This is a genomic window from Corallococcus macrosporus DSM 14697, from assembly GCF_002305895.1.
Taxonomy (GTDB): Bacteria; Myxococcota; Myxococcia; order Myxococcales; family Myxococcaceae; genus Myxococcus; species Myxococcus macrosporus.
The window spans coordinates 4,423,847-4,448,609 of record NZ_CP022203.1; the positions used below are offsets into that span (position 1 = coordinate 4,423,847).

Here is a 24,763-nt window from a genome sequence, read left to right on the forward strand (position 1 = left end):
CGTGGTTCACGCGGGCGAGAGCCAGAACCAGCGCCCATTCGAGCGGAGCGCGCCGGCGAGGAATTCGGCGAACGAGGATGCAATCTGCCGACAGTAATCCGGGTCCGGGAACCCCTCGCGGTACCCATCGCGAAGGGGATACCGGCCCGCTGCCTGGTGGCTCACGTCGAGGAGGATGTAATTGCTGTCCCGCACTTCGCACACCGCGTACCAGGTTGCGGGGCCGGCCTTGTCCGTGTCGTCCTGGCTAATGACCAGCCGGGCGCGCTGAATCCGTGCCAGGGGGAGGAACGAGAATGCCGGGTCTCTGAATGCGTGGGTCCGGGGAGCGAAGAGGTCGGCACCATCGCAATGCAGGTAGAAGGCGCGCAGGTCCGGGTCCAGCGGCCATCCGACCCGCTCCTCGAACGCTTCGATTTGCTCGGGCGTCGCAGGAGGGTTGGGGTGGTGGAGGCGCGAAACCTCGGCAAGTAGTTCGGCCATCTTCATGGGCTGCGCTCACGCTCCACAGGGGTAGTCAGGCCCCACCCGAGTCCATGGAGGGTTGTTCGCATACCAGACGTCCGCTTCCCGCGAGCATTCGGATGCACTGCCCCAGTCCTCGTGAGGCGCTGGCCGCGCGCGAGGCCGGGCCGGAGTCCACGGTGGAGCTCCGGCCCGGTGGGGTTCAGCGATTACAGCGTGGGCGCCGTCGGGCCGAGCGCCGCGCAGGCCGCCGGCACAGCGAAGCCGTTGGTGGGCGCGGTGCTGCCAGAGCCACCGGACACGGCGTTGGTGCCCAGACCGAACGCGGCGAAGGCCGTCCACAGGCGGCAGACGTCCTCGCCACCGTGCAGGGTGGTGGCCGCGGTGATGATGCCGTCACGCACCTGGGTGAAGGTGGGGCTGCACGGCGTGTTCTTCAGGCCCTGGGTGAAGTACAGCATCATGCGCTGGTTCCCCGCGTTACCCGTGGCGTCGTAGAGGTTGCTGCTGAACCCGTGGTGGTTGACCAGGGCCCAGTACGCCTCCCACATGCCCTGGGCGAACACCGCGCCCACGCCGTGCGGAACCGCCATGCCGTTGATGCTGGCGTAGGTCCAGGTGTTGACGCTGGGGCTGGTGCTGTAGCGCTGGGGACGGATGCCCACGCCCGTGGTGGGCTGGTTCAACGCGTAGGTGCCCACGCCGCGGCCCTGCGCGCCGGTGTCCGTCTGCTTCGCGGTGTAGAAGAGCGACAGGAAGTCGCTGATGCCCTCACCCGGCTGCTGGCGGTTGGAGAGGCAGGACACGTTGCTGGGGCCACCCACGAGGCGGTTGGAGATGCCGTGGCCGTACTCGTGGACGATGATGCCGGCGTCCAGGTCGCCGTCCTTGTTCGGCGTCACCGTGTTCCAGCGGTACATCTGCATGCGCGGCGCCTGGCCATCCGGCGGCGTGTAGAAGTTGGCGTTGTTCATGCCGCCGCCGTCCTGGGCCTCCGCGCGCACGGAGTCGTTGCCCGCACCACCCCGGCCGTAGTTGTTGACCTGGAAGTTACCGGAGCGCTCGTCGAAGCCGTACTGGTAGTGGACGTCGTGGATGATGTTGTTCCAGTAAAAGAGGTTGGTGACGGCCGCGGGGATGTACGTGGACGGCGCGCCCGTGAGGTAGATGGGGAAGTCGCAGTGGATCGCCGCGGTGCAGTTGGGCTGAACGGCGGGCGGCGCCCCGTTCCTGTCGCTGTCCTCGTAGGCGTGGACGTTGTTGCCGCGCGGAATGGTGTACTCGGCGCCGGCCACGCCGTTGGTGTCGTGCCAGCCATGGGGCGAGGCAGTCGGGTGGGCCGGGTTGGTGACGAGCACGCGCCCATCCGACGGCGGCAGGGGCGTGGTGTGGTTCGGGCTCTCCACCGGCATGGGGTAGACGCGGTACGTGTCGGCCGCCACCCAGTCGTAGCGCGTCCAGACCTCGCCCGTGGACGCGTCCACCGTGACGTCGTAGGCGTGCTCGTTGTCCGGGGTGTGGACCTGGAAGCGCCAGACCAGCCGCGCCTCACCGCGGCGGACGGGCAGCACCGCGAGCTCCGCGTCGATGGGCTCGGTGGACAGGCCCTCCACCGCCACGCGCGTGCGCTGACGCGCGCCGGGCTCGGCCTCGAGGGGCTGCGGCGCCGCGGGCAGGCGGACGCGCAGGTGCCTGGCCACGCCCATCACCGCGTCGGCGGCGCTCAGGCGAGGCGAGGCGGTGGCGATGGCGGACTCCAGGTTCGGGAGGAAGTCGCTGTGCACGCTGAGCACGCGCCCGTCGTGGCCCACGTTGATCTGCAACTGGCCGTTGTACACGGGCAGGCCCCGGTACGTCTGGCGCAGGTACAGGTTGGTGATGCCGCTCCGCTTCGAATAGACGCGGTCCGTCACCTCGAGGTTCGCCAGGTCGTTGAGCCCCAGCCCGAGCGCGTCCCGGTGCTTCTGGACGAAGTCCAGGCCAATGGCCAGCGCGTCACCGCTGCGCGGACCGGAGAGCGCACCCACCGGGTTGGTGAGCGAACGCACCAGGCCGCTGCCCTCGTCGAACTCCACCATCAGCTCCGGAACGGCCCGCCGCAGCGCTTCCTGGCTGGACGCCTGGGCGGACGTCACGCCAAACCGTGCCTGCGCGTTATAGGCATCACGGGCATCGTAATTGCGATTGCCGTGCTCCGAATGGACTGCCATTGCAGCGGAACCCGAGAGGGTTCCCACGAGAAACACCGCATGAAAAAGGCGCCTTCGGTAAGGACCTGAGGACATGTCGTGCTCCTGCACTGCGGGTTGACCGCTCACTCTGGGAGAAGCGGTGCTGAGGTGGTAGAAAGCACACTTTGCGTGAAAATAGCAAATAGCCAGCTAGTCTGGAATTCTGCGGTTTGGCGCAAAGGATTCGCACAGTCCCGCAGCATGACAAGCAATGACGCTGTGAAGGTTTGGAAGCGTTATTTATCCAACGCCGTCCGTTGAGCAGGAATTGGCCGGGGCATCAGCCTCTCCATCAGCGCGCCCACGGAGCGCGCCGGGTGGGCGCCGGGCTCGGAGATGCGCGCGGTCAGCCGGGCGGCGCACAGGCGTGCCACGGAGGACAGCACGAAGAGGACGTGCAGGTTCACCCAGGTGTGGCCGCCCAGGGTGAACTGGGTGGGCAGCGCGGCGGCGATGGCGCCTCCCAGCGCGGCCGCCGCGGCGTAGGCCAGACCGCCCGCGGTGGCGAAGGCGGCCAGGTAGAAGGGGCGGTTCTTCCGGGGGGCCACCGCGAGCGGCAGCTCGAAGATGGCCAGGCCGTGGCCGCTCCAGAGCGCGCCGGCGAGGAGGACGTCGAACAGCAGGGGCCACAGCGTCCCGGCGGTGGGCAGCAGCCAGAGGGCAGGGATGACGCCGATGCCCAGCGAGCAGGCCATCAGCACCGGCTGCGCGCCGCAGCGGTCAATCATCCGGCCCCACAGCGGCGCCGCGAGGATGCGCACGGCGGCCACGGCCGCGGCGTGCAGCGCCATGATGACGAAGGTCATCTTGAGGTTCTGGAGGCTGTGCAGCGCGAAGAAGGGCGCGGACACGCCCACCGCCGCGTTCCAGGCCACCTGGTAGGTGAGGACCCGGCGCGCGTTGTCATCCTTGAAAGGGACGAGCGCGCCCTTGAGCTCCAGGGGCGGCGTGGTGCCCGGCGGCGCCGGGTCGTGCTGCGACGCCATGAGCAGGGTGGTGACGACGCCCAGTACACACGCGCCCAGCGCGAGCAGGGGCAGGGCCACGCCCACGCCCACGCCGCCAGCCGGGCGCAGCCGGTCCAGCAGCAGGCCCGCGCACAGGGAAGCCAGGGTTCCCGCCAGCGTGGTGAGCGCGGTGCGGCGCCCGAAGAAGCGGCCCCGGACGGCGCGGGGCACCAGCTCCCCCATCCACGCCACCCAGGCGTTGTTGCCCACGACGCTCAGCGCCGCGGAGACGCCCGCCACCGTCAGCAGCAGGCGCTGCTGGGATTCGAAGGGCAGGCCCAGCCAGGGCAGCACCGCCAGGGGAAACATCACCACGCGTGACAGGCACACCGCGGTGAGGGCCACGCGCCGGTGTCCGAAGAGGCCCGTCAGCCAGGCCGCGGGGAACTGGACGAACTGCGCGAAGAAGGGCAGGGCTGTCATCACCCCCACCAGGAAGGGCCCCAGCTTCAGGGCAATGGCCCACGCGGTGAGCACCGTGGCGCCGGCGCACGCGGTGAAGACCTCCGAGAACATGCCCTCCACCACGGAGACGCCCAGCGTCCGCCGCAGGCGGCCATGCGGCTGGTGCGCGGTGGCGCCGGGGCCCTCCACGGGGGGCGCCCCCAACAGCGGGCGGACGAGCCGGGGAGGGACGCGCCGGGCCGGAACAGCGGCACCGCGGAAGCAAGAGAAGCGAAGCTGCGGAGGAACTGCCGACGGAGGGCTGCGCGAGTCACAGGTCCGCTCTCTGTCGCACGCTCCGCCGCGCCCCCTCAATCCACCCCCAGTCGCCCCCAGGGCGCCCGGCCGCTCTCCGGGCGGGGACGGCGCGCCTGTCCCACATCCGCTGGCACCGCTGCGCGCCTGGCTGCTGGGCAGCGCTGGAATCAGGTGCAGTTCAAGCGGTCTTGAACTATATGAACGGACGAGGAGACGGCGCACTATGGATCTGGCTCGGGAGCTGACGGAGTTTCTGGGGGCGGTGGAGCAGCGGCTTGGCACCACCCTGGTGGATGGCAACGCCGGTCCGGACGTGAAGGGCGACACGCTGATGGAGGCGGCCCGTCACCTCTGTCTGGGCAGCGGGAGCAAGCGCGCGCGTCCCATGCTGGCGCGGCTGTTCGGCGGCGCGGTGGGCGTTCCGGCGGAGCGGCTGGTGGACGTGGCGGTGGCCGCGGAGCTCATCCACTCCGCCAGCTTGCTGCACGACGACGTGGTGGACGCGGGCATGTTCCGGCGGGGCCGTCCCACGGTGAACGCGCGGTGGGGCAACATCGTCGCGGTGATGAGCGGCGACCTCATCCTGTCCACGGGCCTGCACCAGTTGTCCCTGCTGGACGCGCGGCTGACGCGCAGCGCGCTGTCGGTCGTCTCGGAGATGACCCGCGCCGCCATCGCCGAGGTGGAGGCCCGGGGCGACCTGGACCTGCCGCTCAACCGGCTGCGCTTCATCGCCGAGGGCAAGACGGGCTCGCTGTTCGGCTGGTGTGGCAACGCGGCGGCGACGCTGGCGGAGCACCCCGAGGCGGTGGAGCGCTTCGATGGCTTCGGGCGTCACCTGGGCGTGGCGTTCCAGATCGCGGACGACATCCGCGACATCCTGGGCACGGACGTGGGCAAGCCGCGCTACGCGGACGTGCACTCGCGCACGCCCTCCATGCCCATCCTCCTGGCGGTGGCCAAGGACGAGTCGCTGCGGCGCAAGCTGAAGGACGCGTGGGCGTTCGCCGCCATCACACCGGAGCGGACGAAGGAGATTGGCGCCGCCATCGAGGCCACCGGCGCGGTGGACGCGTCCATGGCGCGGATGAACGTGGAGATCGAGGCCGCGCTCGACAAGCTGGGCCACTTCGCGCAGGAGCCCGCGGGCGCGGAGCTGGTGAGCTGGGCGCGGAGGCTGTCGGCCGGCATCGCCGAACAGGTCCAGGGGCGCGCTGCATGAAAGGCTACCTGTGGACGGGGGGACCCGGGAGCCCGAGCTCGGAGGCGCCGCCAGCGGATGGCCGGCTGGCGCCCTGGGAGGCCATCGCGGTGGACGCGGTGGGAAACGTCATTGAATTCTGGGGGTTCAAGCGCAACCAGGGCCGCGTGTGGGCCCTGCTGTACCTGCGCGGTGAGCCGCTGACGGCCGGCGAAATCGAGCGCGAGCTGGACCTGTCCAAGGGCGGCGTCTCCATGCTGCTGCGTGACCTGGAGCGCTGGGGCGTCATCCAGCGCGTGCGCCTGCCCCAGGACACCGTCTGGCGCTACGGCGCGGAGAACGACCTGGTGCGGATGGTGACGCACGTCATCGAGGAGCGCGAGGCGGGCTTCGTGGCGCGCATCCGCGCCGACCTGGCGGAGGCCCGGCGGCTGGCCGAGTCCCATGAGGGGCTCCCCCCGGACCGGCTGCTGCGGCTGGAGAAGATGGCCACGCTGGCGGAGCACGTGGAGCGCGCGCTGCGCCTGTTCATCAAGACGTCCCGGCTGGACGTGTCCGGCGTGCTGTCCGTCTTCCGGGACGAGGCCACCGGCGGCCGCCGGGGCTCCAAGTAGTCAGAAGAGGCGGACATGGATTCGCATTACGACCAGGTGATGAAGGCGCGCGCGGGCGCGGACCCGACGGCCACGCGCCTGTACTTCGCGTACTCGACCATCCTGGACCGGGCCGCGTTCGAAGAGTGGCGTTCGCAGCACGGCTACGACTTCTTCGAGCTGCCCGAAGGCCGGCTGGCCGAGGCCCTGGACGTGGACCTGGTCTACGACTTCCCGTCACGCTGGTGGGGCGGGCGCGTCGCGGGGTTGAAGGACGCCGCGGGCCAGAAGGTGTACGGCCGCCTGTTCGAGATTCGCGGGCAGGACTGGCCCATCATCCAGCACAAGGAAGGCTTCGTCACCAGCATGTGCGTGGAGCGTCCGGTGCGGGTCCGGGTGGAGGGGCAGGAGGTGGAGGCCACGGCCTTCGTCACGAACCCGCGCCGCGCGTCCGCGGACGGCCCGGTCAGCCCCCGCTTCGTGGAGGCGCTGGTGCGGGGTGCCCGGTCCGCGGGGCTCCCCGAGGCCTACGTGGAGCGCCTGACGCGCGGCGAGTAGCGCGCGTCCGTTCCGTACGTCCGAGGACAGAAAACCGGCGCGATGGCTTCCCATCGCGCCGGGAGTGCGCAGCTTGGCCGCGCGCATGTTCTTCTTCTTTTCGAACCGGCTCGGCTGTATCGGCAGCATCCTGGTCTCCGTCGCCCTGAGCGCGGTGCTCTACTTCCTGTTCATGCGCTGAGCGCGGGCCCAGGGCTCACGGCTTGCCGTGCCACAGGTCGTCAGAGTCCTCGGCCTCCAGCGGATGGATGGTGACTTCGCGACCGTCCTTGTCCGGCGTGCTGCGCGCGGCCTCCGACTCGTCCGGTGTCCGCGGCGCCCGCTCCGAGAAGTTGTCGTTCTGGAGGTGGCGCTGACGCTGCTCGCTGGTACCGCCGTACCCCTCGCTGATCTTCTTCTTCGGCATCCCCGTCCTCCTGGTGAATCGCCCAGGTCAACGGTGGGGGCTCCGGGGTAGGGGAGCAAGCGACGTCACCGGCCTGCGCGGTGGGCGCCCCGCCTGTCTGCCTGCTTGGTCAATGCCTACCTGAACGAATCATCAGGCAGTTTCCTAGACACTCCGAGGCGTCATGCCTACATGAACGGATGGATAGTCTTTTCGCTGGATCAGATCGGCGGGGACTCACTGCTTGAGTGTTCAGGCGTGCTGGCACCCGTCCCGGTGGCCATGCCTACATGCTCCGATGTTCAGGCGTTTCTCCAGGGGTTCTGATCGCGATGCCTACACGCCTGCCTGTTCAGTCAGGCCGACATCGGACGGGGCAGAGGCCGCTGTCAGGATGTTCAGTGAGTCGAGCAGTCACCTGGCTGGCAATGCCTACATGCTCTCGCGTTCAGGTGAGGTGGCCGCACCGGGCCTGAACGGACCTTCAGCCATTTTCCAGGCCCGACGTGCATTGAATTGGCGTCTGTGTTTGTGTTCAATCAAAACAAAGACGTCTGTCTTTGTGTGCTTCGCGTCCCTGATACATGGCTCGTATCAGGGACGCGAAAGACAGCTCAGCCTGGCGTGAACCACAGCACGGAGAGCGGGGGCAGGGTGAGGGCGGCCGACGCGGGCTGTCCGTCCCAGCCCGTGGGCTCGGTGTGAATCTGCCCCTGGTTGCCCTGGTTGGAGCCGCCGTACTGCTCGGCATCCGTGTTGAGCAGCTCCACGTAGCGGCCCTGGAGCGGGAGGCCCACGCGGTAGTTCTCACGGACCGCGGGCGACAGGTTGGCGACGCACACCACGTGCCGCCCCGGCTGACGCGAGCGCCGCACGAAGGCGAAGACGTTGTCCGCCGCCGCGTCCGGCTGGAGCCACTGGAAGCCCGTGGGCTCGCTGTCCGCGTCGTAGAGCGCGGGCATCTCCTTGTAGATTCGGTTGAGGTCCGCCACCAACTGGAGGATGCCGTGGTGGCCCGGGTCGTGCGTCAGGTGCCAGTCCAGGCTCTTGTCGTGGTTCCACTCCGCGGGCTGGCCGAACTCGCCGCCCATGAAGACCAGCTTCTTGCCCGGGTGCGCCCACATCCACGCGAAGAGGGCGCGCAGGTTGGCGCGCTTCTGCCACGGGTCTCCGGGCATGCGGCCGTACAGGCTGCCCTTGCCGTGCACCACCTCGTCATGGCTCAGCGGCAGCATGAAGTGCTCGCTGAACGCATACAGCAGCCCGAAGGTGAGCTGGTTGTGGTGGTACTGCCGGTAGATGGGGTCCTTGGAGAAATACGACAGCGTGTCGTGCATCCACCCCATGTTCCACTTGAAGTCGAAGCCCAGGCCGCCTTCGCTCACGGGCGCGGACACCTTGGGCCACGCGGTGGACTCCTCGGCGATGACCACGACGCCCGGGTGCTTGCGGCGGACCGTCTCGTTCAGCTCGCGCAGGAAGTGGATGGCCTCTTCGTTCTCACGGCCGCCCCAGCGGTTGGGAATCCACTCGCCCTGCTTGCGGCTGTAGTCGAGGTAGAGCATCGAGGCGACGGCGTCCACGCGCAGTCCGTCGATGTGGTACTCCTCGATCCAGAACAGCGCGTTGGCGATGAGGAAGTTGCGCACCTCATTGCGGCCGAAGTTGAAGACCAGCGTGCCCCAGTCCGGCTGGGCGCCCTTGCGCGGGTCGGCGTGCTCGTACAGCGCCGTGCCGTCGAACTGCCCCAGCGCGTGCAGGTCGCGCGGGAAGTGTCCGGGCACCCAGTCCACGAGCACCCCGATGCCCTGCTGGTGCAGGTGGTCGATGAAGAAGCGCAGGTCGTCCGGATGGCCGAAGCGCGCGGTGGGGGAGTAGTAGCCACCGACCTGGTAGCCCCAGGAGCCACCGTAGGGGTGCTCGGCCACGGGGAGCAGCTCCACGTGGGTGAAGCCGGTGTACTTGATGTACTCCGCCAGCGCGGGCGCCAGCTCGCGGTACGTCATGGGCCGGTCGCCGTCCTCCACCACGCGGCGCCAGCTCCCCAGGTGGACCTCGTAGACGCTCCACGGCTGGTGATGCACGTCCGGCCGCTGCGAGCGCTGCTCCAGCCAGGCGGCGTCGCCCCACGAATAGCGCGCCAGGTCGTGCACCACGGACGCGGTGGCCGGGGGGACCTCGGTGCGGAAGGCGAAGGGGTCCGCCTTGAGGACGTTGGGCCCGCCGTGCCCCGGGCGGATTTCGAACTTGTACCGGGTGCCTTCACCCACCTCGGGGACGAAGAGCTCCCAGATGCCGGACGAGCCCATGCGGCGCATGGCGTGCAGCCGGCCGTCCCAGCCGTTGAAGTCGCCCACCACGGACACCCCGGCCGCGGTGGGGGCCCACACCGCGAACGAGGTCCCGCGCACGCCGTTGTGGTGGAGCAGGTGCGCGCCCATGCGCTCCCAGAGGCGTTCGTGGCGGCCCTCGCCGGCGTAGTACAGGTCCATCTCCCCCAGGGTGGGGAGGAAGCTGTACGGGTCGCGCAGGGTGAAGACGCGCTTGCCGGGGTACTCCACCTCCAGCAGGTAGTTGAACGTCTGGTCCTTGCCGTTGATGCGGGCCTCGAAGATGCCGCCCAGCCGGTGGTTCATCGCGACGCGGCCGCCGGACTCCGGCAGCACGTGGATGGCCACGGCGTCCGGGCGGAAGGCGCGAATCACCACCCCGTCTCCATCCGGGTGGATGCCGAGGACGGAGTGGGGCTCGGGGTGCCTCAGCTCCACGACGCGCTGAAGCTCCGCATCGACCTGGGCCTTGTCGGCTGGCTTCCTCACTGGGCTGCCTCCATGCGCAAGAGGGCCTGGACGGGGATGCGCACCCAGTCGGGCCGGTTCTGCAGTTCGTACCGCACCTCGTAGAGCAACTTCTCCAACTCGAACGCACGCAGCATGACGTCGAAGGCGCCCTCGTCGGAGGGCAGGAAGGCCGCGCCGCGCGTGACCTGCCGGTAGCCGTCCACGAAGGCCTCGCGGATGGCGCCGGCGCGGTCATGCGGGGTGCCTCCCTCCAGCGCCACCGTGGCCTCCGCGTAGTCGAACGAGCGGATCATCCCCGCCACGTCGCGCAGGGCGCTGTACTTCTCCCGGCGCGCGGTGAAGGAGCGGGCGGGCTCGCCCTCGAAGTCGAAGATGAGCCACTGTCCCTGGGCGCGCAGCACCTGTCCCAGGTGCAGGTCACCGTGGATGCGGATCTTCTGGCCGGAGGGCGTCACCTGCGCCAGCCGCTTCGCGTGTTCAATCAGGGTTTCACGGCCGCGCTCCAGGTCCGGCGTCTGCCGGCTGGCGTCCGCCAGCGTCACGCCCAGCTCGCCGACGATGGAGGCGCTCCAGCGCTGGAGGTCCTCCTGGAGCAGCGGCTCCGGCGCGAAGGCCGGGTCCTCATCCGACGCGGAGGCGAAGGCGAGGTGGAGCTCGCCCACGCGCATGCCCAGGTCGCGCATCTCCGAGAGGAAGCGCTCCCCCACGGCGCGCTCCTCCCGCAGCCGGTCCAGCGTGTACTTCCAGCCGTCCGTCGCGTCCGGCACGAAGCGGTGGGCCACCGCGAGCGTCGCGCCCGCCGTGCCCTCCAGGTGCAGCGCGCCCAACAGGGAGGGCGTGGCGCGGAACGACGTCCTGGTGGCGAGGAAGCGCCCCACCTCGTGCTCGGGATTCACCCCGGCTTCCAGCTTCCGGATGATCTTCAGGATGACCTGCTCACCCAGCACCACGGAGGTGTTGCTCTGCTCCACCTGGAGCCGCCGCACGCTCAGCGGGGAGGGGAGGGCGAGCAGTCCTTCCTGGCCGGCGATCCACTCACCTTCCACGCGCCCGGCCGCGGACGCCACGTGGCCGCCGGTCCGGATGAGGTCGAAGAGGCCGCGCATGCACGCGTCGTTCTCCAGCGCGTCCCGCACGCCGTCCGTGGAGGGCTGGACGGGGAGCAGGTAGCGCTCCGGGCTGCCCAGCTCGTAGACGACCTCCACCACGGCGAGGCTGAACGCGCAGCCGCCGGCTTCGATGGTGGCGTGGTCCATCACCGTGACGTGCTTGATGGGCCACGCCTTGCCGCTGAACCAGCGCTGGTGCTTGAGGTAGTCGGGGAGCTTGGTCAAGTCGAGGGTCGTCATTCGAGGCTCCTCTCCTGCTGCGGCCTGTCCAGCCGGAACCACAGGAACATGTAGGGCCCCATGGAGAGCTGGTACGGCAGCTCACTCACCCGCGGGAAGGGGGTTTCTCCAATCAGCTCCACTGGCACCGTGCCCTCCCATTCACGCATGTCGAGCACCGCGGGCTGGGCGAAGCGCGACAGGTTGCACACCACGAGGACCGTCTGGCCTTCCCATTCGCGGATGAAGGCCAGCACCTTGCGATTGTCCGTCTGGAGGAAGCGCAGGTTGCCCAGGGAGAAGACGGGGTAGCGCTGGCGGATGCGGATCATCCGCTTCACCCAGTGCAGGAGGCTGGACTTCACGCGCTCCTGCGCTTCCACGTTGATGGATTGATAGCCGTACACGGGGTCGGCGATGACGGGCGCGTACAGCCGGGAGTAGTCCGCGCGGCTGAAGCCCGCGTTGCGGTCACCCGTCCACTGCATGGGCGTGCGCACGCCGTTGCGGTCGCCGAGGTAGATGTTGTCACCCATGCCAATCTCGTCGCCGTAGTAGAGGACGGGCGTGCCGGGCAGGGTGAAGAGCAGGCTGTGCATCAGCTCGATGCGCCGGCGGCCGTTGTCCATCAGCGGCGCCAGGCGGCGGCGGATGCCCAGGTTGATGCGCATGCGCGGGTCGGTGGCGTACTCCCGGTACATGTAGTCCCGGTCCTCGTCCGTCACCATCTCCAGCGTCAGCTCGTCATGGTTGCGCAGGAAAATGGCCCACTGGCAGTTGTCCGGGATGTCCGGCGTCTGCTGCATGATTTCCACGATGGGCGTGCGGTCCTCGCGGCGCACCGCCATGAAGAGGCGGGGCATCACCGGGAAGTGGAAGCCCATGTGGAACTCGTCGCCGTCGCCGAAGTACACGCGCACGTCGGCGGGCCACTGGTTCGCCTCCGCCAGCAGCATCTTCCCCTGGTATTCGGCGTCGATGGTCTTCCGCAGGCGCTTGAGGAAGGCGTGCGTCTCCGGGAGGTTCTCGCAGTTGGTGTCCTCCCGCTCGAAGAGGTAGGGCACGGCGTCGCAGCGGAACCCGTCCACGCCCATGTTGAGCCAGAAGCGCATGACGTCCAGCATGGCCTCCTGCACCTCGGGGTTGTCGTAGTTGAGGTCCGGCTGGTGGCTGAAGAAGCGGTGCCAGAAGTACTGCTTGGCCACCGGATCCCACGTCCAGTTGGAGCGCTCCGTGTCCAGGAAGATGATGCGCGCGCCCTTGTACTGCTCGTCGGTGTCGCTCCAGACGTACCAGTCGCGCTTGGGGCTGTTGGGGTCGCTGCGCGCCTCCTGGAACCAGGGGTGCTGGTCGCTGGTGTGGTTCACCACCAGCTCGGTGATGATGCGGATGTCGCGCTTGTGCGCTTCATCCACCAGGCGCTGGAAGTCCGCGAGCGTGCCGTAGTCCGGGTGGACGCCGTAGTAGTCCGCGATGTCGTAGCCGTCGTCGCGCAGCGGCGACGGGTAGTGGGGCAAGAGCCAGAGGCAGTTGACGCCCAGGTCCTGGAGGTACGGCAGCTTTTCAATCAGGCCCGGGATGTCGCCGTGGCCGTCGCCATTGGAGTCATGGAAGGCGCGAAGGTGCAGCTCGTAGATAAGGGCTTTCTTGTACCAGAGGGGATCCAGGTCCATACGCCTCTCGGGTTGTCACTCGTAGTAGTCGAACGCGTTCTCGGTGCGGCGGAACCGGTGGACGGCCCAGAGGGCCGCGGGCTGCTCGGGCGTCAGGCGCACCTGCACGTCGGGACCCTGCCACAGCGAGCGCTGGTCCGACATCAACTCGTGCACCTGATATGTCTCATCGGGGCGCGCGCCCAGCCACTCCAGGGGCACGTGCAGCAGCGCCTCCTGGGCGGCGTACGGGTCCAGGCTCACCGCCACCAGCACCGTGCTGGCGCCGTCGGGCGTGCGCTTGCCGTAGAAGAGGACGCGGTCGTTGTTCGACGTGAAGAAGCGCAGCGTGCCGTACTGGTGCAGGGCGGGGTGCGTGCGGCGCGCGTCGTTGAGGCGCGCAATCCAGTCCCGGATGTTGCCGGGCCGGTCCCAGTCCCAGGCGACGAGCTGGTACTTCTCCGAATCGGTGTACTCCTCCTTGCCCGGGATGGGGCGGCCCTCGCACAGCTCGTAGCCGCAGTACATGCCCCAGACGGAGGACAGGGTGCCCGCCAGCGCCGCGCGCAGCCGGAAGGCGCCGGGCCCCGCGTTCTGGAGGAACTCCGGGAGGATGTCCGGCGTGTTGGGCCAGAGGTTGCCGCGGAAGGAGTCGGACACGGGCGGCTGGGTGATCTCCTCCAGGTACTCCTGGAGCTCGCCCTTGAAGTTGCGCCACGTGAAGTAGGTGTACGACTGGGTGAAGCCCACCTTGCCCAGGGCCTTCATCACCTTGGGCCGGGTGAAGGCCTCCGACAGGAAGAGGACCTGCGGGTGGGCCTCCTGCACGCGGCGGATGAGCCACGCCCAGAACTGCGTGGGCTTGGTGTGGGGGTTGTCCACGCGGAAGGTGTTCACCCCCTGCTTCACCCAGTGGAGGACGACGGACTCCAGCTCCGCCCAGAGCGACTCCCGGGCGGGCCCCATCCAGTCGAAGTTGACGATGTCCTCGTAGCGCTTGGGCGGGTTCTCCGCCGTCTTGATGGTGCCGTCCGGGCGGTGCTGGAACCACTCCGGATGCTCCTTCACGTAGGGGTGGTCCGGTGAGCACTGGAAGGCCAGGTCCAGCGCCACCTCGATGCCGTGCGCCTGGGCCGCCTCGACGAAGTGTCGGAAGTCCTCCAGCGTGCCCAGCTTGGGATGCACCGCCTTGTGGCCGCCCTCCGCGGCGCCAATGGCCCAGGGGCTGCCCACGTCGTCGGGGCCCGCGGTGAGGCTGTTGTTCCGGCCCTTGCGCGCGGTCCGGCCAATGGGGTGGATGGGCGGCAGGTAGACGGTGTCGAAGCCCATCGACTGGATGTACGGCAGCCAGGCCTCGGCGTCGCGGAAGGTGGCGTGGGTGACGCCGTCGCGCAGGGCCGAGCGCGGGAAGAACTCGTACCACGCGCTGAAGCGGGCCTTCTCCCGGTCCGCGAAGACCTCCAGCACCTTGTCGTAGCGGCGCGCCAGGGCGCGGTCCGGGTGGGCGGAGGCCACGTCGGCGAGCTCGGGCGCCAGCGCCACGGCGAGCAGGTCAGGGGAGGGGGGCTGACGCAGCCGGGCCGCGGCTTCGCCGAGCACGCGGGCGTCCTCCGGCTGCTTCGCCGTGCGGGCTCGGGCGGCGGCGCCCTCCAGCAACGCGGCGCCTTCCAGCAACTCGCTGCGCACGTCGCGGCCCACGTCCACCTTGCGCTTCAGCTCGGAGGTCCAGGTCCGGAAGAGGTCGGGCCAGGCTTCGATGGTGAATTCGTAGCGGCCGTTCCGGGCCAGGGGGAAATCCCCCTCCCAGCGGTCATTGCCGAGGAAGCGCAGGGGGACTTCCTCCCAGTCGGTCTGTTGGGCCCTGGGCGTCACCTGGCGCCAGCGGACGACGGCGACGAGGACGTCATGGCCTTCCTTGAAGATGTCAGCCCGGACGGTGCACCGTTCTCCAACGACGCGCTTCACGGCGTGACGTCCAGCGTCCAGCTCGGGGCTGACTCCCTCGATGAATACGCTTCCGAGTCGTTCAGTCATGGTGGCTGGCGGCCCTTATAGGTCTTGGGTTGTGATGGCCTCGCGGCGAATCGCGACTGTTGTCGATGCTGGACGGCTTCCTTCCCGGCCGCGTTGGCTCGTGAACGTTAAGGATGGGGGCGGGCACTGCCCACCCTGGAAGGCACGGCGCGCACGGGTGCCCGCCTGCCGATACTTGAAGCTGGGAACTGCCCCGCTGATTGAGCTATCCGGGACGAACATGGCGCCTCCCCCCACCGCTGTTCTCCGAGCAGGCGACCCGGCGTCAGACCATGCCCTGCTTCAGCGAGTGGCCCTGGGCAGTCCTCAGGCCATGCAGGACGTCTATGCCCGGTGCGGCGGGCGCGGCTTCGCCATCGCGTTGCGGCTGCTGCCGACGCGCGCGGACGCGGAGGAGGTGTTGCAGGAGTCCTTCCTGGAGGTCTGGCGGCGCGCGCGTGAGTTCGACCCGGACCGAGGGGGACTGGAGGGCTGGGTGACGACCATCGTGCGCACGCGCGCCATTGATCGGCTGCGCGCCCAGGGCACGGTGGCGCGCGTGGCGGAAGGCGCGTCACACCAGGGGCCGCCCGTCAGCGCCATGCCCACCGCGCCTGACGAAGCGGCGAGCCAGGAGGAGTCCCGCGCGCGGGTCCAGGAGGCCCTGGCGCAGCTCCCCCCGGAGCAGCGCGAGGTGGTGGAGCTGGCCTACTTCGAGGGGCTGTCACAGCGGGAGATCTCCGAGCGCACCGGGCACCCGCTGGGCACGGTGAAGACGCGCGCCCGGCTCGCCCTGGAGAAGCTGGGAGGGCTGCTGGACCCGCCGTGACGGGCGCCTGGCTCCCTGGCCGTCCTGGGGCGCCGATTCCGTTTCGCCGCTTCAGATTCCCTCAAGGTTTTCCGGCCAGAAGGGAGAGGTGCCCGCGGCCGTGGGCACGTCACCGACTGGAACGGAGGCTCTGGATGAAAAGCGAAGTCATGTCGCGCCGTCGGATTCTCAAGGGCATGGGAATGACGCTGGCCACCTTGCCACTCGCGCGTCTCGTCATGGCCTGTGGTGAGGGCACGGACCCCATTGATGAATCGGACGCCGGCTCGGAGGCGGATTCGGGGACGGGCGCCAGCGCGTGGGCCACGGGCGGCACCGCCGCGATGACGCTGGCGGCGTCCTATCCGGACCCGTTCGCGGCGGGCCTCGGGACGGCTTGCGCGCTCACGTGCGAGGCCACGCTGGGGCCCTGCTACGCCGCCACGGTGGAGCGGCAGGACATCAGCGAAGGCGAGGCCGGGCTGCCTGTCCGTCTGGCATTCCGGGTGGTGGACGAGAACTGCGAGCCCATCCCCGGCGCCAGCGTGGACATCTGGCACGCCGGGCCCGGCGGGCTGTATTCGGGCGAGGACGCGAGCGACTTCTGTACCTCGGGTGACGCGGACGCCCGCGCCGCGCGGTGGTTCCGAGGCGTGCAGACGACGGACGCCGAGGGCCGGGTGAGCTTCGATACGTGCTTCCCGGGCTGGTACAGCAGCCGCACCATCCACATCCACTTCACCGTGCGCGTGAACGGGAGCGAGTACGTCACCTCGCAGCTCTTCTTCGACGACACGCTGAATGACGAGATCGTCAACACCCAGCCGCTCTATGACGCGCGCGGGCCGCGGGACACGACGAACCAGGACGACACGGTCATCTCCGGCGACGCCGTGGGGGATTACCTGTTCCAGACCGAGCGCATGGCGGATGGCGCGATGCTGGCGTGGAAGACGCTGGTCATCCGCTCCTCCCTGTCGGATGCGCGGTGCGCGGTGCCAGGAGGGGGCGGTGGACCGGGCGGTCCCGGTGGACCGCCGCCGGGCGGTGACGGCGGGATGGGGCCTGCACCGGGACTCGACGGAGGCACGGGCGCGCCTCCCTGAGCTGGCCGCGCGCGGCTCGGGGTGGACGAGGAGGCAGACGGCATGGGAGAGCGCATCCTGCTCGTGGAGGACGCCCCGCAGCTCGGCGCGCAGATTGTCGAGCACCTGCGCGGCGCGGGCTTCGAGCCCGCGTGGTGGCGGGAGGGCCGCGTGCTGGCCCCCGGCGAGCTGCCCGACGTGAGCCTGGTCGTGCTGGACCTGATGCTCCCCGGCACCTACGGCCTGGACATGTTGAAGTCGCTGCGGGCCTTCTCGGAGGTGCCGGTGCTCATCCTCAGCGCTCGCAACGACACCCTGGACAAGGTGCGGGCGCTGAAGCTGGGCGCCGATGACTACCTGACGAAGCCGTTCTGGCCCGAGGAGCTCATTGAGCGGGTGCGGGCCCGGCTGCGCCGGCCGGCGTTGCAGAAGCCGGACGCCGTGGTGGAGCTGGGGCCGCTGCGCCTCGACCTCGCGTCCCACGAGGTCCAGGTCCATGGCCAGCCCGTGGAGTTGACGCGGGTGGAGTTCGCGCTGCTCGCGGCGCTGGCCCGCCGGCCGCGCGAGGCCGTGACGCGGCAGTGGCTGGTGGACCATGTGATGGATCCGGAGCGGGAGGGGACCGAGCGGACGCTGGATGTGCACGTGTCCCGGCTCCGGCGGAAGCTGGGCGCGCGGCATGGCGTGGAGACCGTCTGGGGCGTGGGCTACCGGCTCGTGCCGGGGGATGGAACGTGAAGCTTCGTCTGCGGTTGGCGCTCACGGTGGTCGCGGTGTCCGTGCCGGTGGTCGCGAGCGTGGGGTACGTGCAGCACTCGCTGCGGCAGCGCGGCCAGGCGGAGGTGTTGGAGGCGTCCACGCTGGCGCGGATGCAGGCCGGTGAGCGGGAGCGCTGTGAGGCGCGGCCCGCGACGTGGCTGGCGCGGCGGGGGCCCATGCCTCGGGAGGGACGGCCACCGCCGCCTGGGATGGAGGGGCGCGGGCCGGAGGGACGCTTGGGGATGAACGGGCCTCCCGGTCCGGATGGGCCGCCTCGCAGGGACGGCCCGGGTGGACCTGGCGGCCCTCCTCCAAAGGGTGAGCCCGGTCCGTGGCCCATGGGCGTTGCCCACTACGCCTACGACACCACGCTCGACTCCCAGAACCCGTCCGCGCCCGTCCTCCCCGAGTCTGTCCGGCGCGAAGCCCTGGACGGAGGGGCGACGGTCGTCCGCCGCACGAGCCGGGACGGCGCGAGCGTGCTGGAGGTCCTCGTCCGGATGCCGTGGGAGGAAGGCCCTTGTGCCTTCATCCTCGCGCGGCGGCTGGAGCCCCGGGGGCCGCCGATGGGGGGCATTCCGCCCCCAGAGGTGCTGGGCGTCCCGTTGCTCGCCGTGCTCGCGATGGTGGTGGCGCTGGGGCCGGTGGTCCGGCGCGTGCGGCAGCTCACCGCGGAGGTCCGCGCCTCCGCGAACAGCCGCTACGCGGAGCCGGTGTTGGTCCGCGGCCATGACGAGGTCGCCGAGTTGGCTCGCGCCTTCCAGGAGGCCCGCGCCGAAATCCAGCGGCAGCTCTCCCAGCAGGAGGCGCGCGAGCAGGCCCTGCGGGACTTCCTCGCGAACACCACGCACGACGTGATGACGCCGCTCACGGTGCTGCAAGGGCACCTGTCCGCGCTCCAGCAGCGGCTGAGCCGCGGTGAAGCGCTGGAGCCCTCCGTGGTGGGCGACGCGATGGGCGAGGCGCACTACATCGCGTCCTTGGTCCACAACCTCGCGGCGGCCGCGCGGCTCGAGGCGGGACAGCCGCGGGTCCAATGGGCGGCCGTGGACTTGAACGCGGTGGTGTCACGGGTGCTGGGGCGGCATCAGCCCATCGCCCGGCAGCAGCGGATCGCCCTGGAGAGCGGCGTGCCGGAGGCGGCCGTCCGGGTCCACGGGGACGTCACGCTCATCGAGCAGGCCGTGAGCAACCTCGTGTTCAACGGCATCCACCACGGCCGCGAGGACGGTCACGTCGCCGTGGTGTTGGAGCATTCGAGAGACCAGCGCTTCCTCCTGCGCGTCATCGATGACGGGCCCGGCATCCCGGAGGAGGAGCGCGTCCGGCTGATGGAGCGGCGCTTCCGCGGGAACGCCGCGCGCACCCGGGGAATCCAGGGGCAGGGGCTGGGCCTGCACATCACTCAGCACGTCGCGCGGGTGCATGGCTGGAGCCTGACGCTGGCGCCGTCGGAGTATGGAGGGCTGGAGGTCGTGCTGGAGGGGGCGTCCGCCAGTTAGAGCGCCGATCAGGCCATGGCGAGGGAATCGGCACGAGTTGTTCGACGAGGCTCTTCAGGACGAACTTGAGGCAATGTACCGCCCGGCACGTCAAGGCGCGCCGGGTCTGCGCGGGTCTGCGAGCTGGTGCTGGGCCCTGTAGGAGGGAGGTACGAGGTGACGAAGCGCGTGCCACGCGAATGCGGACCACTGTGCTTCCGGGGTGAAGCTGTCCGCGATCAGTTGGTTCCACCGTTTGTGCGCCTCGGGGATACGGCCAGCGGCCAGATGTTGCTCCACTTCTTCGATGATCGGCAGCAGCGATCTCACATGGCCCTGAGCCCGGCCCGCCAATTCGCTGAGCTGGAGGATTTCGATGGTTGCTCTCCCCTCGTCCGTCAGGCCCAGGGGCGTCCAGAGCCAGTCTCGCCGGTTGAAGCGGGTGTTCGTGGGGTACCACTCGATGTGGTCGAGCGGGTCTTCGGCTCCCGCCGGATCGAGCAACAGCGGCCGCTCCTTGGACACGTCCGAGATGGAGTCGGGCCGCGAGCGTGAAACGGGCGCCTTGGGTGCACGGGCTTTTCGAGTCTTGCGGCGCAGTGGGAAGTAGTTCGCCTTGTGGCCACGGTCATTACATCGGCTGCAGGAAAACAGCAGGTTCGACCAGCTCCAGGCCAGCCACCAGTAATGCCCCTTGTCGATACGAGGCTTCTGGCCAGGGAGGTGCCTCCAGGCACCATCTTTAGGGCGGTAATGCTCGACCGGCGAGCTGCTGAAATCCATCTGGCGCTCGCACCATGCGCACTTCTCGTGCTGGGCGAGGTACAGGGCCTGCTTGGTCGCGCGAGAGTTGTAGCCTTTGCTCAGGATTTCCTGCAGGGCGTCGGACATCCCCCTGTGTCGGTTGAAGACCTTCGCGGCGGCGGCTTGGTACCGGGGGGCGGATTTTTCAAGGCCGATGGGCGCGGCACCGCGAGCGATGCGGATCACTGCGCGCTCCCTCGGTTCGCCGAGAGGTCTTCAAAGGCTTTCGTGCCCTCGGCTCTTCCGAGCCGCTGAATGAGCTCTCTCCGCATCTGGCCGAGTAGTTCCTTCAGTTCCCGCGACTGAGCGCCTGTCGGCTTGGGGTGGGCCGCGAGGACCTGGAGCCGCCGGAGTTTTTCCCCCAGCGGATTGGGCGTCATGCCTTCGAGTCCGAACCACGTCCGGTACAACTCACCGCCAGTCATGAGCCGAGGATCCGGCTGATGCTCGGCGTCTTGAACCCCTGGACGGAACTGTCCTCCCTGCCGATCCCAGCCCCCCTGGACGATGTCGCCCGTCTCCTCGTCCACCACGAGCCGGACCACCTCATGGGGAGCCAGCGATGACAGCACGACAGGGGAGTGGGTGGTTGCCACGAACTGCATGCGGGGGAAGACGCGGCGCAGGGCTGGAATGAAGCGCGCTTGCCAGGTTGGATGCAGGTAGAGGTCGATCTCATCAATGAGGACGAGTCCCTCCATGTCGGTGGTGTCCAACTCGGTCTTCGACTCCAGTAGAACATGGCCGATGAGATCCGCGATCCATGCGAAGGTCGACTGGTATCCGTGGGAGAGCGCGACCCCCGCAATGGCGACCGGATCCTGGTTCCGGGCCATGACCTGGTAGAAGCGGTCGCTCTCGATGAGCGACATGCTGGAGCGGGTGCCTCCCTGGCCGCGCAACTCCAGGCGCGCCAGCCCCGGAAAGAGGTCGGCGCCCCCCAGCTTGACGGCTTGGTTCAGCATTCGGCTGAAGCGGCGTGATGTCTCTCCCAGCTTGCGGTTTTCTCGCTGATCCTTCTCAAGGAAGTGGTTCGCGAAGCCAATCGATGCGAGCTGTTTCTGCCGGAACAAAGGCTCCAGGCGCTCGATGGAAGGGCGAGTCAGGGTTGGCGTCTCATTCGCATCCGGCAGCGCGCGAGAGATGCCATAGCCCGCAACGAACCAGAGAGGCGCGTTGGTGGCTCGCGCCTCGGCGAGGGGATCACGCGTGTCCGACTTAGAGGGCACGCCAAGATAGTGGGCATCGGCATCCAGGGAGGTGGTGCCGAAAGGGAGGAGGACGCGAGAGCGGAGTTCCAAGCCCGCTGGCCTGTGCCTGGCCTTTGGAGACGCCAGCGGGTGGATCTTGCTGCCTCCTGCGACTGAGCCGGGACCGAACATGAACTCAACTTCGATCGACATGGATTCTTCTTTTCGCCGGTCGCACAGGTGTTTGACCGCGGATCCGGCGAGCCCGCTGACCTCTTTGTAACCTGCCGCTGCCAGCGCGATGGCTTGGAGGAGCGAGGTCTTGGCCGTCCCGTTTTCGCCAATGAGCACCGTCCACATGCGGGGCTCACTGCGGTGCGTGAAGTCGAGTTCGAAACGCCCGAGTCGTTTCAGGTTATCGACCGCAAGATGGCGGATGTACATGGATGCAAGGTCACATACACCTTTCCATGCTGCAAGAAGCATGGCGGTGGGCCTGGCCAGGCTCCGTACACCCGAGCGCGCCATTTCAACGCGGGAGCGGCGCGGATGGAGCCGCCAGGGCCCTTGCGAATGCTTCGCGCCGGGGCAAGCCACTCACGTTCAGGTTCGGGAGATACCAGGCGGCACTGCGCGAGTCGGGGGATGGTTCATGCCGCAAGCGCTGCCGCGTCGAACACCTCGTCAACCACCTGACGCAAAATCGAAGGGCAGCGGCGCGCCATGTGAAGCCTGCCGCCAACCACCTGTCGATGGTGCACATCGCCACCATGGGCCTCTGGCGCTCATGGGTGGACACTCCACTAGCGGCCCTTCTTCCGTTCCGTCTTCGGCGCCGCCGGCCCGTCCCCGTAACCCGCCACCACCAGCCCCAGTGTCTGGACGAAGTTCACCGCGGCGTCCACGGGGATGCGCGTGGCCTTCACCCGGTTGCGTGCGGGGTCGATGAACACGCCCTTCGCGGCCGCGAAGTCCGCCTTCGTGAGCGTGCAGCCCCGGAAGTTGCTGCCGGTGATGTCCGACTCGCTGAAGTCCGCTTCGGACAGGTCCGTGTCGATGAAGTTCATCTCCAGCGCCGTGCAGCGCAGGAAGGACGTCTTGCGCAGGCTGAGCCCCGCGAAGGTGCAGTAGCGCAGGTTCGAGCCGTCGAAGCTGACCTCGGGGAAGGTGCCCACGTCCGTCCAGTCGATGCCCATCAGCTTGGAGCTCTCGAAGCGCACGCCGCGCAGGGACGTGTCGGTGAACCGGGCCCGGGTGAGGTCGCAGCCGGTGAAGACGCAGTCCTCCAGCCTGGCCCGCGTCCAACGGCTCTCCTGGAGGGTGCAGTTCTGGAACGTGCAGCCGTAGAACTCCTTCCCGCTCAGGTCCGCCTCCTGGAGGCTCAGGTCGGCGAAGGTCTCGTGCTCGAAGCTGTCTTCTTCATGGATGCGGTGGGGGGCCATGGCGGGCCCGTCACTAACGCCAGAAGGGCCGTGGTGACCAAGGCTTTTCGCTCCTGGTCGCTATCCGTAGCGCACCGTGAAGGCCGCCAGGATGGGGCCGCCGAGGCGCGCGTTGCCGGGCACCGACGGGCCGCCTTCGGGGAGCTGCGTGAGGAGCGCTTCGAGCGCGGGCTTCATCTCCTCGAAGGCGGCGCTGGCCGCGGCCGCGTTGTCGAAGAAGCGGTGGTAGAGGAGCCAGCCGGTGACGGAGCAGGAGAGGGCGTGGAAGGAGCGGCTGTCGTCCAGTTCGTAGGTGAGTCGCGCCAGCCCCCCGAAGTCTTCATCCCGCGCGATGGTGCCGCCCTGCGTCCCCATCCAGCCCAGGGAGCCGCCGTCTTCGTAAGGCCGCCACACCGCGTCGTCCGCACGTCCCACCATCCACCTCTTGCAAGGAAACCCGCGTGCCATCATGCGCGGGCACACGCGGTGGCTCCAGGGCTCCGAGCCCCTCATGCCGTCCAATGGCGCACGTCGGTGCCACGCGGCGAAGGTAGGGAAGGGGAGGACGTCCCTCTCCACGGAACAGTTGCCGCGAGGCGGTTTGTACGTGGAAGCCCGCCGTCCTAACCTGCCATGTCCATGAAGGCGATCCTCGTCTCCCTTTTCCTGTTGGGTTCGGCGCCGGACTCTCCCGCGCCCGTGATTCCGCCCGAGGCGCTCGCCGCGCCCCCTGTCGCGGATGAGTCTCCCACCGCCTGGTCCTGCACGGTGGACACCCTGCGCGCGGGGAAGGAGTGCGTCTTCGAGGCGGACCTGTCCGCTGGCGCGCCCAGCGATTCACAGGACGCGTCCAACAAGAAGCTCCTCCAGGACGTGGGCCGCGCGCTGTGCTCGGAGGCGGTGGGCAACATCCGCGAGGGCCGTCCGGACGCGACGCTGACCGCGCTGTGTGAGCGGCGCTACATCACCGCCGTGGACCAGTGCGGGCTGGACGGCACGTCCTTCGTGGTGGATTCGAAGGGGCGCTTCGCTCCCGCCGCCCGGGCCTGCTACCGCGCGCTGGCCAATGTCCTTCAAGAGGTGCAGTTCATGGCCACGGTGGCCTCGCCGTGCTGCGAGTGCGCCGCCCGCGCCAACTGCCCGGGCACCGCGGACCGCTGCTACGCGGAGGTGGCGCAGCAGGCGACCGCGCCCCAGACGCAGGCGTGCCTCAGCGACCGTTGCGCGGCTGCGTGCGCCGTCGTGCTGCCTGGCGCCGCTTCTCGGCCCTCGCCGACCGTCCAGCAGCGCACCCGCTCCTCCAGCCCTGGCTCCGCTTCCCTCTAGGAGTTCCGCCCATGCGCCGTCCTTCCTGGATGCTGTCCACCTGGGCCCTGCTGGGGCCGCTCGCCGCGGGCTGCGGTGCTTCGCACTCCCACGTGACGTGGTCGGAGGACGCGCCTCGCGAGGACGAAGCGGTGTTCGTCGCCCGGCGGCCGCCGCCGGAGCCGCCCGCGCCCAGTCCCACCGCGGACCCCAAGGCCTTCGCCGCGCGTTACGCGAACCCGGCCGTGTGTGAAGCCGCAGCGCGCCGGCTCCAGGGCGCTTCGCGCGACGAGGCCTGGGACGGGCTCAAGGCCTGCATCGAGCACACGCCTTTCACCCAGCTCAACGCGCTGCTGGGGGGCGCCTGGGCGCAGGACCTGCGCGTCCGCCCGGAGGGGGCGAAGCTCATCGCCCGCGTGGTGGCCCAGCGCGGCGGCAGCGTGACGGGCGAGCTGCGCTACCTCCAGGAGAAGCAGATCCCCATCTTCTCGCTGGCCTCCGCCATGGACCGGCCGGACACGTACAAGGGCCGCTATGTGCTGCTGCGCGCCCAGGTCGCGGACCAGCGCTCGGAAGGCGAGCGCCCCACGGTGTGGCTGGTGGAGCACGCCCTCAGCTCCGTCCAGACGGACGAAGTCGTCGGGTATGGCGAGCGCATCGACTCCGTCACCGCGTACTCGGGTGACGTGGGCGGGCGCGGCGCGGCGAGCACGGCCGAGCGCTCCAGCCGCAACACGACGCGGCGCTTCGTGGAGAACGTCTCCGACGAGACGGGCCGTGAGGCGCTCGGGCGGCTGGCGGGCGCCGACCCGTTCCTGGAGACGCGGCGCGACTACGTCATCCTCGCGCGCTTCGACGGCGTGCGCCTGACTTCGGGCGGCGCGGAGACGGATGACGAGGCGCCGCGCATCCCGGTGCTCACCATCGTGAGCTACCACGCGCCGCAGGCGCTCGTCGTCTACTGAGCGGCCTTC

20 protein-coding genes and 1 pseudogene are annotated in these 24,763 nt (G+C 69.2%); 9 read left to right on the plus strand and 12 right to left on the minus strand.

What is annotated here, in order from left to right:
- Nucleotides 1-6: 6 nt before the first annotated feature.
- The 3 genes and pseudogenes from MYMAC_RS18210 to MYMAC_RS18220 all read right to left on the minus strand — a co-directional run bounded on the left by MYMAC_RS18210 (nucleotide 7) and on the right by MYMAC_RS18220 (nucleotide 4,422).
- A complete protein-coding gene (locus tag MYMAC_RS18210; protein WP_095958997.1) occupies nucleotides 7-489 on the minus strand; it encodes an SMI1/KNR4 family protein in 483 nt (160 codons plus the stop codon).
- A 185-nt stretch (nucleotides 490-674) separates the two neighbouring features.
- Nucleotides 675-2,600 carry a M36 family metallopeptidase gene (locus tag MYMAC_RS18215; RefSeq protein ID WP_239989598.1) on the minus strand — a complete coding sequence of 642 codons (1,926 nt, stop codon included), beginning with the start codon at nucleotides 2,598-2,600 and terminating at the stop codon, nucleotides 675-677.
- Nucleotides 2,601-2,932: 332 nt separating this feature from the next.
- A pseudogene (locus MYMAC_RS18220) lies at nucleotides 2,933-4,422 on the minus strand (MFS transporter).
- A 206-nt stretch (nucleotides 4,423-4,628) separates the two neighbouring features.
- Between MYMAC_RS18220 and MYMAC_RS18225 the strand changes: the two are divergent.
- Genes MYMAC_RS18225 through MYMAC_RS18235 form a run of 3 tightly spaced genes read left to right on the plus strand, consistent with a single transcriptional unit; the run spans nucleotide 4,629 to nucleotide 6,757 of the window.
- Nucleotides 4,629-5,627, plus strand: a complete 999-nt coding sequence (locus tag MYMAC_RS18225) for a polyprenyl synthetase family protein (protein ID WP_095958999.1) — start codon at nucleotides 4,629-4,631, stop codon at nucleotides 5,625-5,627.
- Nucleotides 5,624-6,220: a GbsR/MarR family transcriptional regulator gene (locus tag MYMAC_RS18230; protein WP_013940301.1), complete on the plus strand. Its 597-nt coding sequence runs from the start codon at nucleotides 5,624-5,626 to the stop codon at nucleotides 6,218-6,220. Before MYMAC_RS18225 ends, MYMAC_RS18230 begins: the two co-directional genes overlap by 4 nt.
- A 15-nt stretch (nucleotides 6,221-6,235) precedes the next feature.
- Nucleotides 6,236-6,757 carry a gamma-glutamylcyclotransferase gene (locus MYMAC_RS18235; protein ID WP_095959000.1) on the plus strand — a complete coding sequence of 174 codons (522 nt, stop codon included), beginning with the start codon at nucleotides 6,236-6,238 and terminating at the stop codon, nucleotides 6,755-6,757.
- A gap of 196 nt (nucleotides 6,758-6,953) precedes the next feature.
- Here MYMAC_RS18235 and MYMAC_RS18240 read toward each other — a convergent pair whose 3' ends face one another.
- From MYMAC_RS18240 to MYMAC_RS18260, 5 genes are all read right to left on the minus strand, one after another.
- Entirely contained in the window at nucleotides 6,954-7,163 is a 210-nt protein-coding gene (locus tag MYMAC_RS18240; protein WP_095959001.1) for a hypothetical protein, read from the minus strand.
- 593 nt (nucleotides 7,164-7,756) lie between these two features.
- Nucleotides 7,757-9,961 (minus strand): 1,4-alpha-glucan branching protein GlgB, encoded by a 2,205-nt coding sequence (gene glgB, locus MYMAC_RS18245; protein WP_095959002.1) that lies wholly within the window; start codon nucleotides 9,959-9,961, stop codon nucleotides 7,757-7,759.
- Entirely contained in the window at nucleotides 9,958-11,292 is a 1,335-nt protein-coding gene (locus tag MYMAC_RS18250; RefSeq protein WP_013940306.1) for a maltokinase N-terminal cap-like domain-containing protein, read from the minus strand. Before MYMAC_RS18250 ends, glgB begins: the two co-directional genes overlap by 4 nt.
- Nucleotides 11,289-12,944 carry a maltose alpha-D-glucosyltransferase gene (gene treS / locus MYMAC_RS18255; protein WP_013940307.1) on the minus strand — a complete coding sequence of 552 codons (1,656 nt, stop codon included), beginning with the start codon at nucleotides 12,942-12,944 and terminating at the stop codon, nucleotides 11,289-11,291. Before treS ends, MYMAC_RS18250 begins: the two co-directional genes overlap by 4 nt.
- Before the next feature lie 15 nt (nucleotides 12,945-12,959).
- The gene (locus MYMAC_RS18260) at nucleotides 12,960-14,957 is read right to left on the minus strand and encodes an alpha-1,4-glucan--maltose-1-phosphate maltosyltransferase (protein WP_095959003.1); all 1,998 of its coding nucleotides are present in this window, start codon (nucleotides 14,955-14,957) and stop codon (nucleotides 12,960-12,962) included.
- Between the two features lie 220 nt (nucleotides 14,958-15,177).
- Between MYMAC_RS18260 and MYMAC_RS18265 the strand changes: the two genes are divergently transcribed.
- The 4 genes from MYMAC_RS18265 to MYMAC_RS18280 all read left to right on the plus strand — a co-directional run bounded on the left by MYMAC_RS18265 (nucleotide 15,178) and on the right by MYMAC_RS18280 (nucleotide 19,090).
- Complete coding sequence (locus MYMAC_RS18265) at nucleotides 15,178-15,765, plus strand: sigma-70 family RNA polymerase sigma factor (protein WP_095959004.1); 588 nt, start codon at nucleotides 15,178-15,180, stop codon at nucleotides 15,763-15,765.
- 149 nt (nucleotides 15,766-15,914) lie between these two features.
- On the plus strand, nucleotides 15,915-16,850 hold the full coding sequence (locus tag MYMAC_RS18270; protein WP_095959005.1) for a dioxygenase family protein: 936 nt from the start codon (nucleotides 15,915-15,917) through the stop codon (nucleotides 16,848-16,850).
- Between the two features lie 42 nt (nucleotides 16,851-16,892).
- Nucleotides 16,893-17,567: a response regulator transcription factor gene (locus tag MYMAC_RS18275; RefSeq protein ID WP_013940311.1), complete on the plus strand. Its 675-nt coding sequence runs from the start codon at nucleotides 16,893-16,895 to the stop codon at nucleotides 17,565-17,567.
- Nucleotides 17,564-19,090, plus strand: a complete 1,527-nt coding sequence (locus MYMAC_RS18280; protein ID WP_043711271.1) for a sensor histidine kinase — start codon at nucleotides 17,564-17,566, stop codon at nucleotides 19,088-19,090. Before MYMAC_RS18275 ends, MYMAC_RS18280 begins: the two co-directional genes overlap by 4 nt.
- A gap of 90 nt (nucleotides 19,091-19,180) precedes the next feature.
- Here the strand turns inward: MYMAC_RS18280 and MYMAC_RS18285 are convergent, their stop codons facing one another.
- The 4 genes from MYMAC_RS18285 to MYMAC_RS18300 form a co-directional block, all read right to left on the minus strand.
- The gene (locus MYMAC_RS18285; RefSeq protein WP_095959006.1) at nucleotides 19,181-20,059 is read right to left on the minus strand and encodes an HNH endonuclease family protein; all 879 of its coding nucleotides are present in this window, start codon (nucleotides 20,057-20,059) and stop codon (nucleotides 19,181-19,183) included.
- The gene (locus MYMAC_RS18290; RefSeq protein WP_095959007.1) at nucleotides 20,056-21,507 is read right to left on the minus strand and encodes an AAA family ATPase; all 1,452 of its coding nucleotides are present in this window, start codon (nucleotides 21,505-21,507) and stop codon (nucleotides 20,056-20,058) included. Before MYMAC_RS18290 ends, MYMAC_RS18285 begins: the two co-directional genes overlap by 4 nt.
- Nucleotides 21,508-21,866: 359 nt before the next feature.
- Nucleotides 21,867-22,505, minus strand: coding sequence for a pentapeptide repeat-containing protein (locus MYMAC_RS18295; RefSeq protein ID WP_095959008.1), 639 nt, complete (start codon nucleotides 22,503-22,505; stop codon nucleotides 21,867-21,869).
- Nucleotides 22,506-22,565: 60 nt separating this feature from the next.
- A complete protein-coding gene (locus MYMAC_RS18300; RefSeq protein ID WP_013940316.1) occupies nucleotides 22,566-22,922 on the minus strand; it encodes a hypothetical protein in 357 nt (118 codons plus the stop codon).
- 195 nt (nucleotides 22,923-23,117) lie between these two features.
- Between MYMAC_RS18300 and MYMAC_RS18305 the strand changes: the two genes are divergently transcribed.
- A complete protein-coding gene (locus MYMAC_RS18305; protein ID WP_095959009.1) occupies nucleotides 23,118-23,810 on the plus strand; it encodes a hypothetical protein in 693 nt (230 codons plus the stop codon).
- Nucleotides 23,811-23,821: 11 nt separating this feature from the next.
- Nucleotides 23,822-24,754: a hypothetical protein gene (locus tag MYMAC_RS18310; RefSeq protein ID WP_095959010.1), complete on the plus strand. Its 933-nt coding sequence runs from the start codon at nucleotides 23,822-23,824 to the stop codon at nucleotides 24,752-24,754.
- Nucleotides 24,755-24,763: the final 9 nt, after the last annotated feature.

Bases quoted from the DNA above. Each gene is read 5' to 3' on its own strand.
- MYMAC_RS18210 (WP_095958997.1), bottom strand. From the start codon at position 489: ATGAAGATGGCCGAACTACTTGCCGAGGTTTCGCGCCTCCACCACCCC.
- MYMAC_RS18225 (WP_095958999.1), top strand. From the start codon at position 4,629: ATGGATCTGGCTCGGGAGCTGACGGAGTTTCTGGGGGCGGTGGAGCAG.
- MYMAC_RS18230 (WP_013940301.1), top strand. From the start codon at position 5,624: ATGAAAGGCTACCTGTGGACGGGGGGACCCGGGAGCCCGAGCTCGGAG.
- MYMAC_RS18235 (WP_095959000.1), top strand. From the start codon at position 6,236: ATGGATTCGCATTACGACCAGGTGATGAAGGCGCGCGCGGGCGCGGAC.
- MYMAC_RS18240 (WP_095959001.1), bottom strand. From the start codon at position 7,163: ATGCCGAAGAAGAAGATCAGCGAGGGGTACGGCGGTACCAGCGAGCAG.
- MYMAC_RS18250 (WP_013940306.1), bottom strand. From the start codon at position 11,292: ATGACGACCCTCGACTTGACCAAGCTCCCCGACTACCTCAAGCACCAG.
- treS (WP_013940307.1), bottom strand. From the start codon at position 12,944: ATGGACCTGGATCCCCTCTGGTACAAGAAAGCCCTTATCTACGAGCTG.
- MYMAC_RS18260 (WP_095959003.1), bottom strand. From the start codon at position 14,957: ATGACTGAACGACTCGGAAGCGTATTCATCGAGGGAGTCAGCCCCGAG.
- MYMAC_RS18265 (WP_095959004.1), top strand. From the start codon at position 15,178: ATGGCGCCTCCCCCCACCGCTGTTCTCCGAGCAGGCGACCCGGCGTCA.
- MYMAC_RS18270 (WP_095959005.1), top strand. From the start codon at position 15,915: ATGTCGCGCCGTCGGATTCTCAAGGGCATGGGAATGACGCTGGCCACC.
- MYMAC_RS18275 (WP_013940311.1), top strand. From the start codon at position 16,893: ATGGGAGAGCGCATCCTGCTCGTGGAGGACGCCCCGCAGCTCGGCGCG.
- MYMAC_RS18290 (WP_095959007.1), bottom strand. From the start codon at position 21,507: ATGTACATCCGCCATCTTGCGGTCGATAACCTGAAACGACTCGGGCGT.
- MYMAC_RS18295 (WP_095959008.1), bottom strand. From the start codon at position 22,505: ATGGCCCCCCACCGCATCCATGAAGAAGACAGCTTCGAGCACGAGACC.
- MYMAC_RS18300 (WP_013940316.1), bottom strand. From the start codon at position 22,922: ATGGTGGGACGTGCGGACGACGCGGTGTGGCGGCCTTACGAAGACGGC.
- MYMAC_RS18305 (WP_095959009.1), top strand. From the start codon at position 23,118: ATGTCCATGAAGGCGATCCTCGTCTCCCTTTTCCTGTTGGGTTCGGCG.
- MYMAC_RS18310 (WP_095959010.1), top strand. From the start codon at position 23,822: ATGCGCCGTCCTTCCTGGATGCTGTCCACCTGGGCCCTGCTGGGGCCG.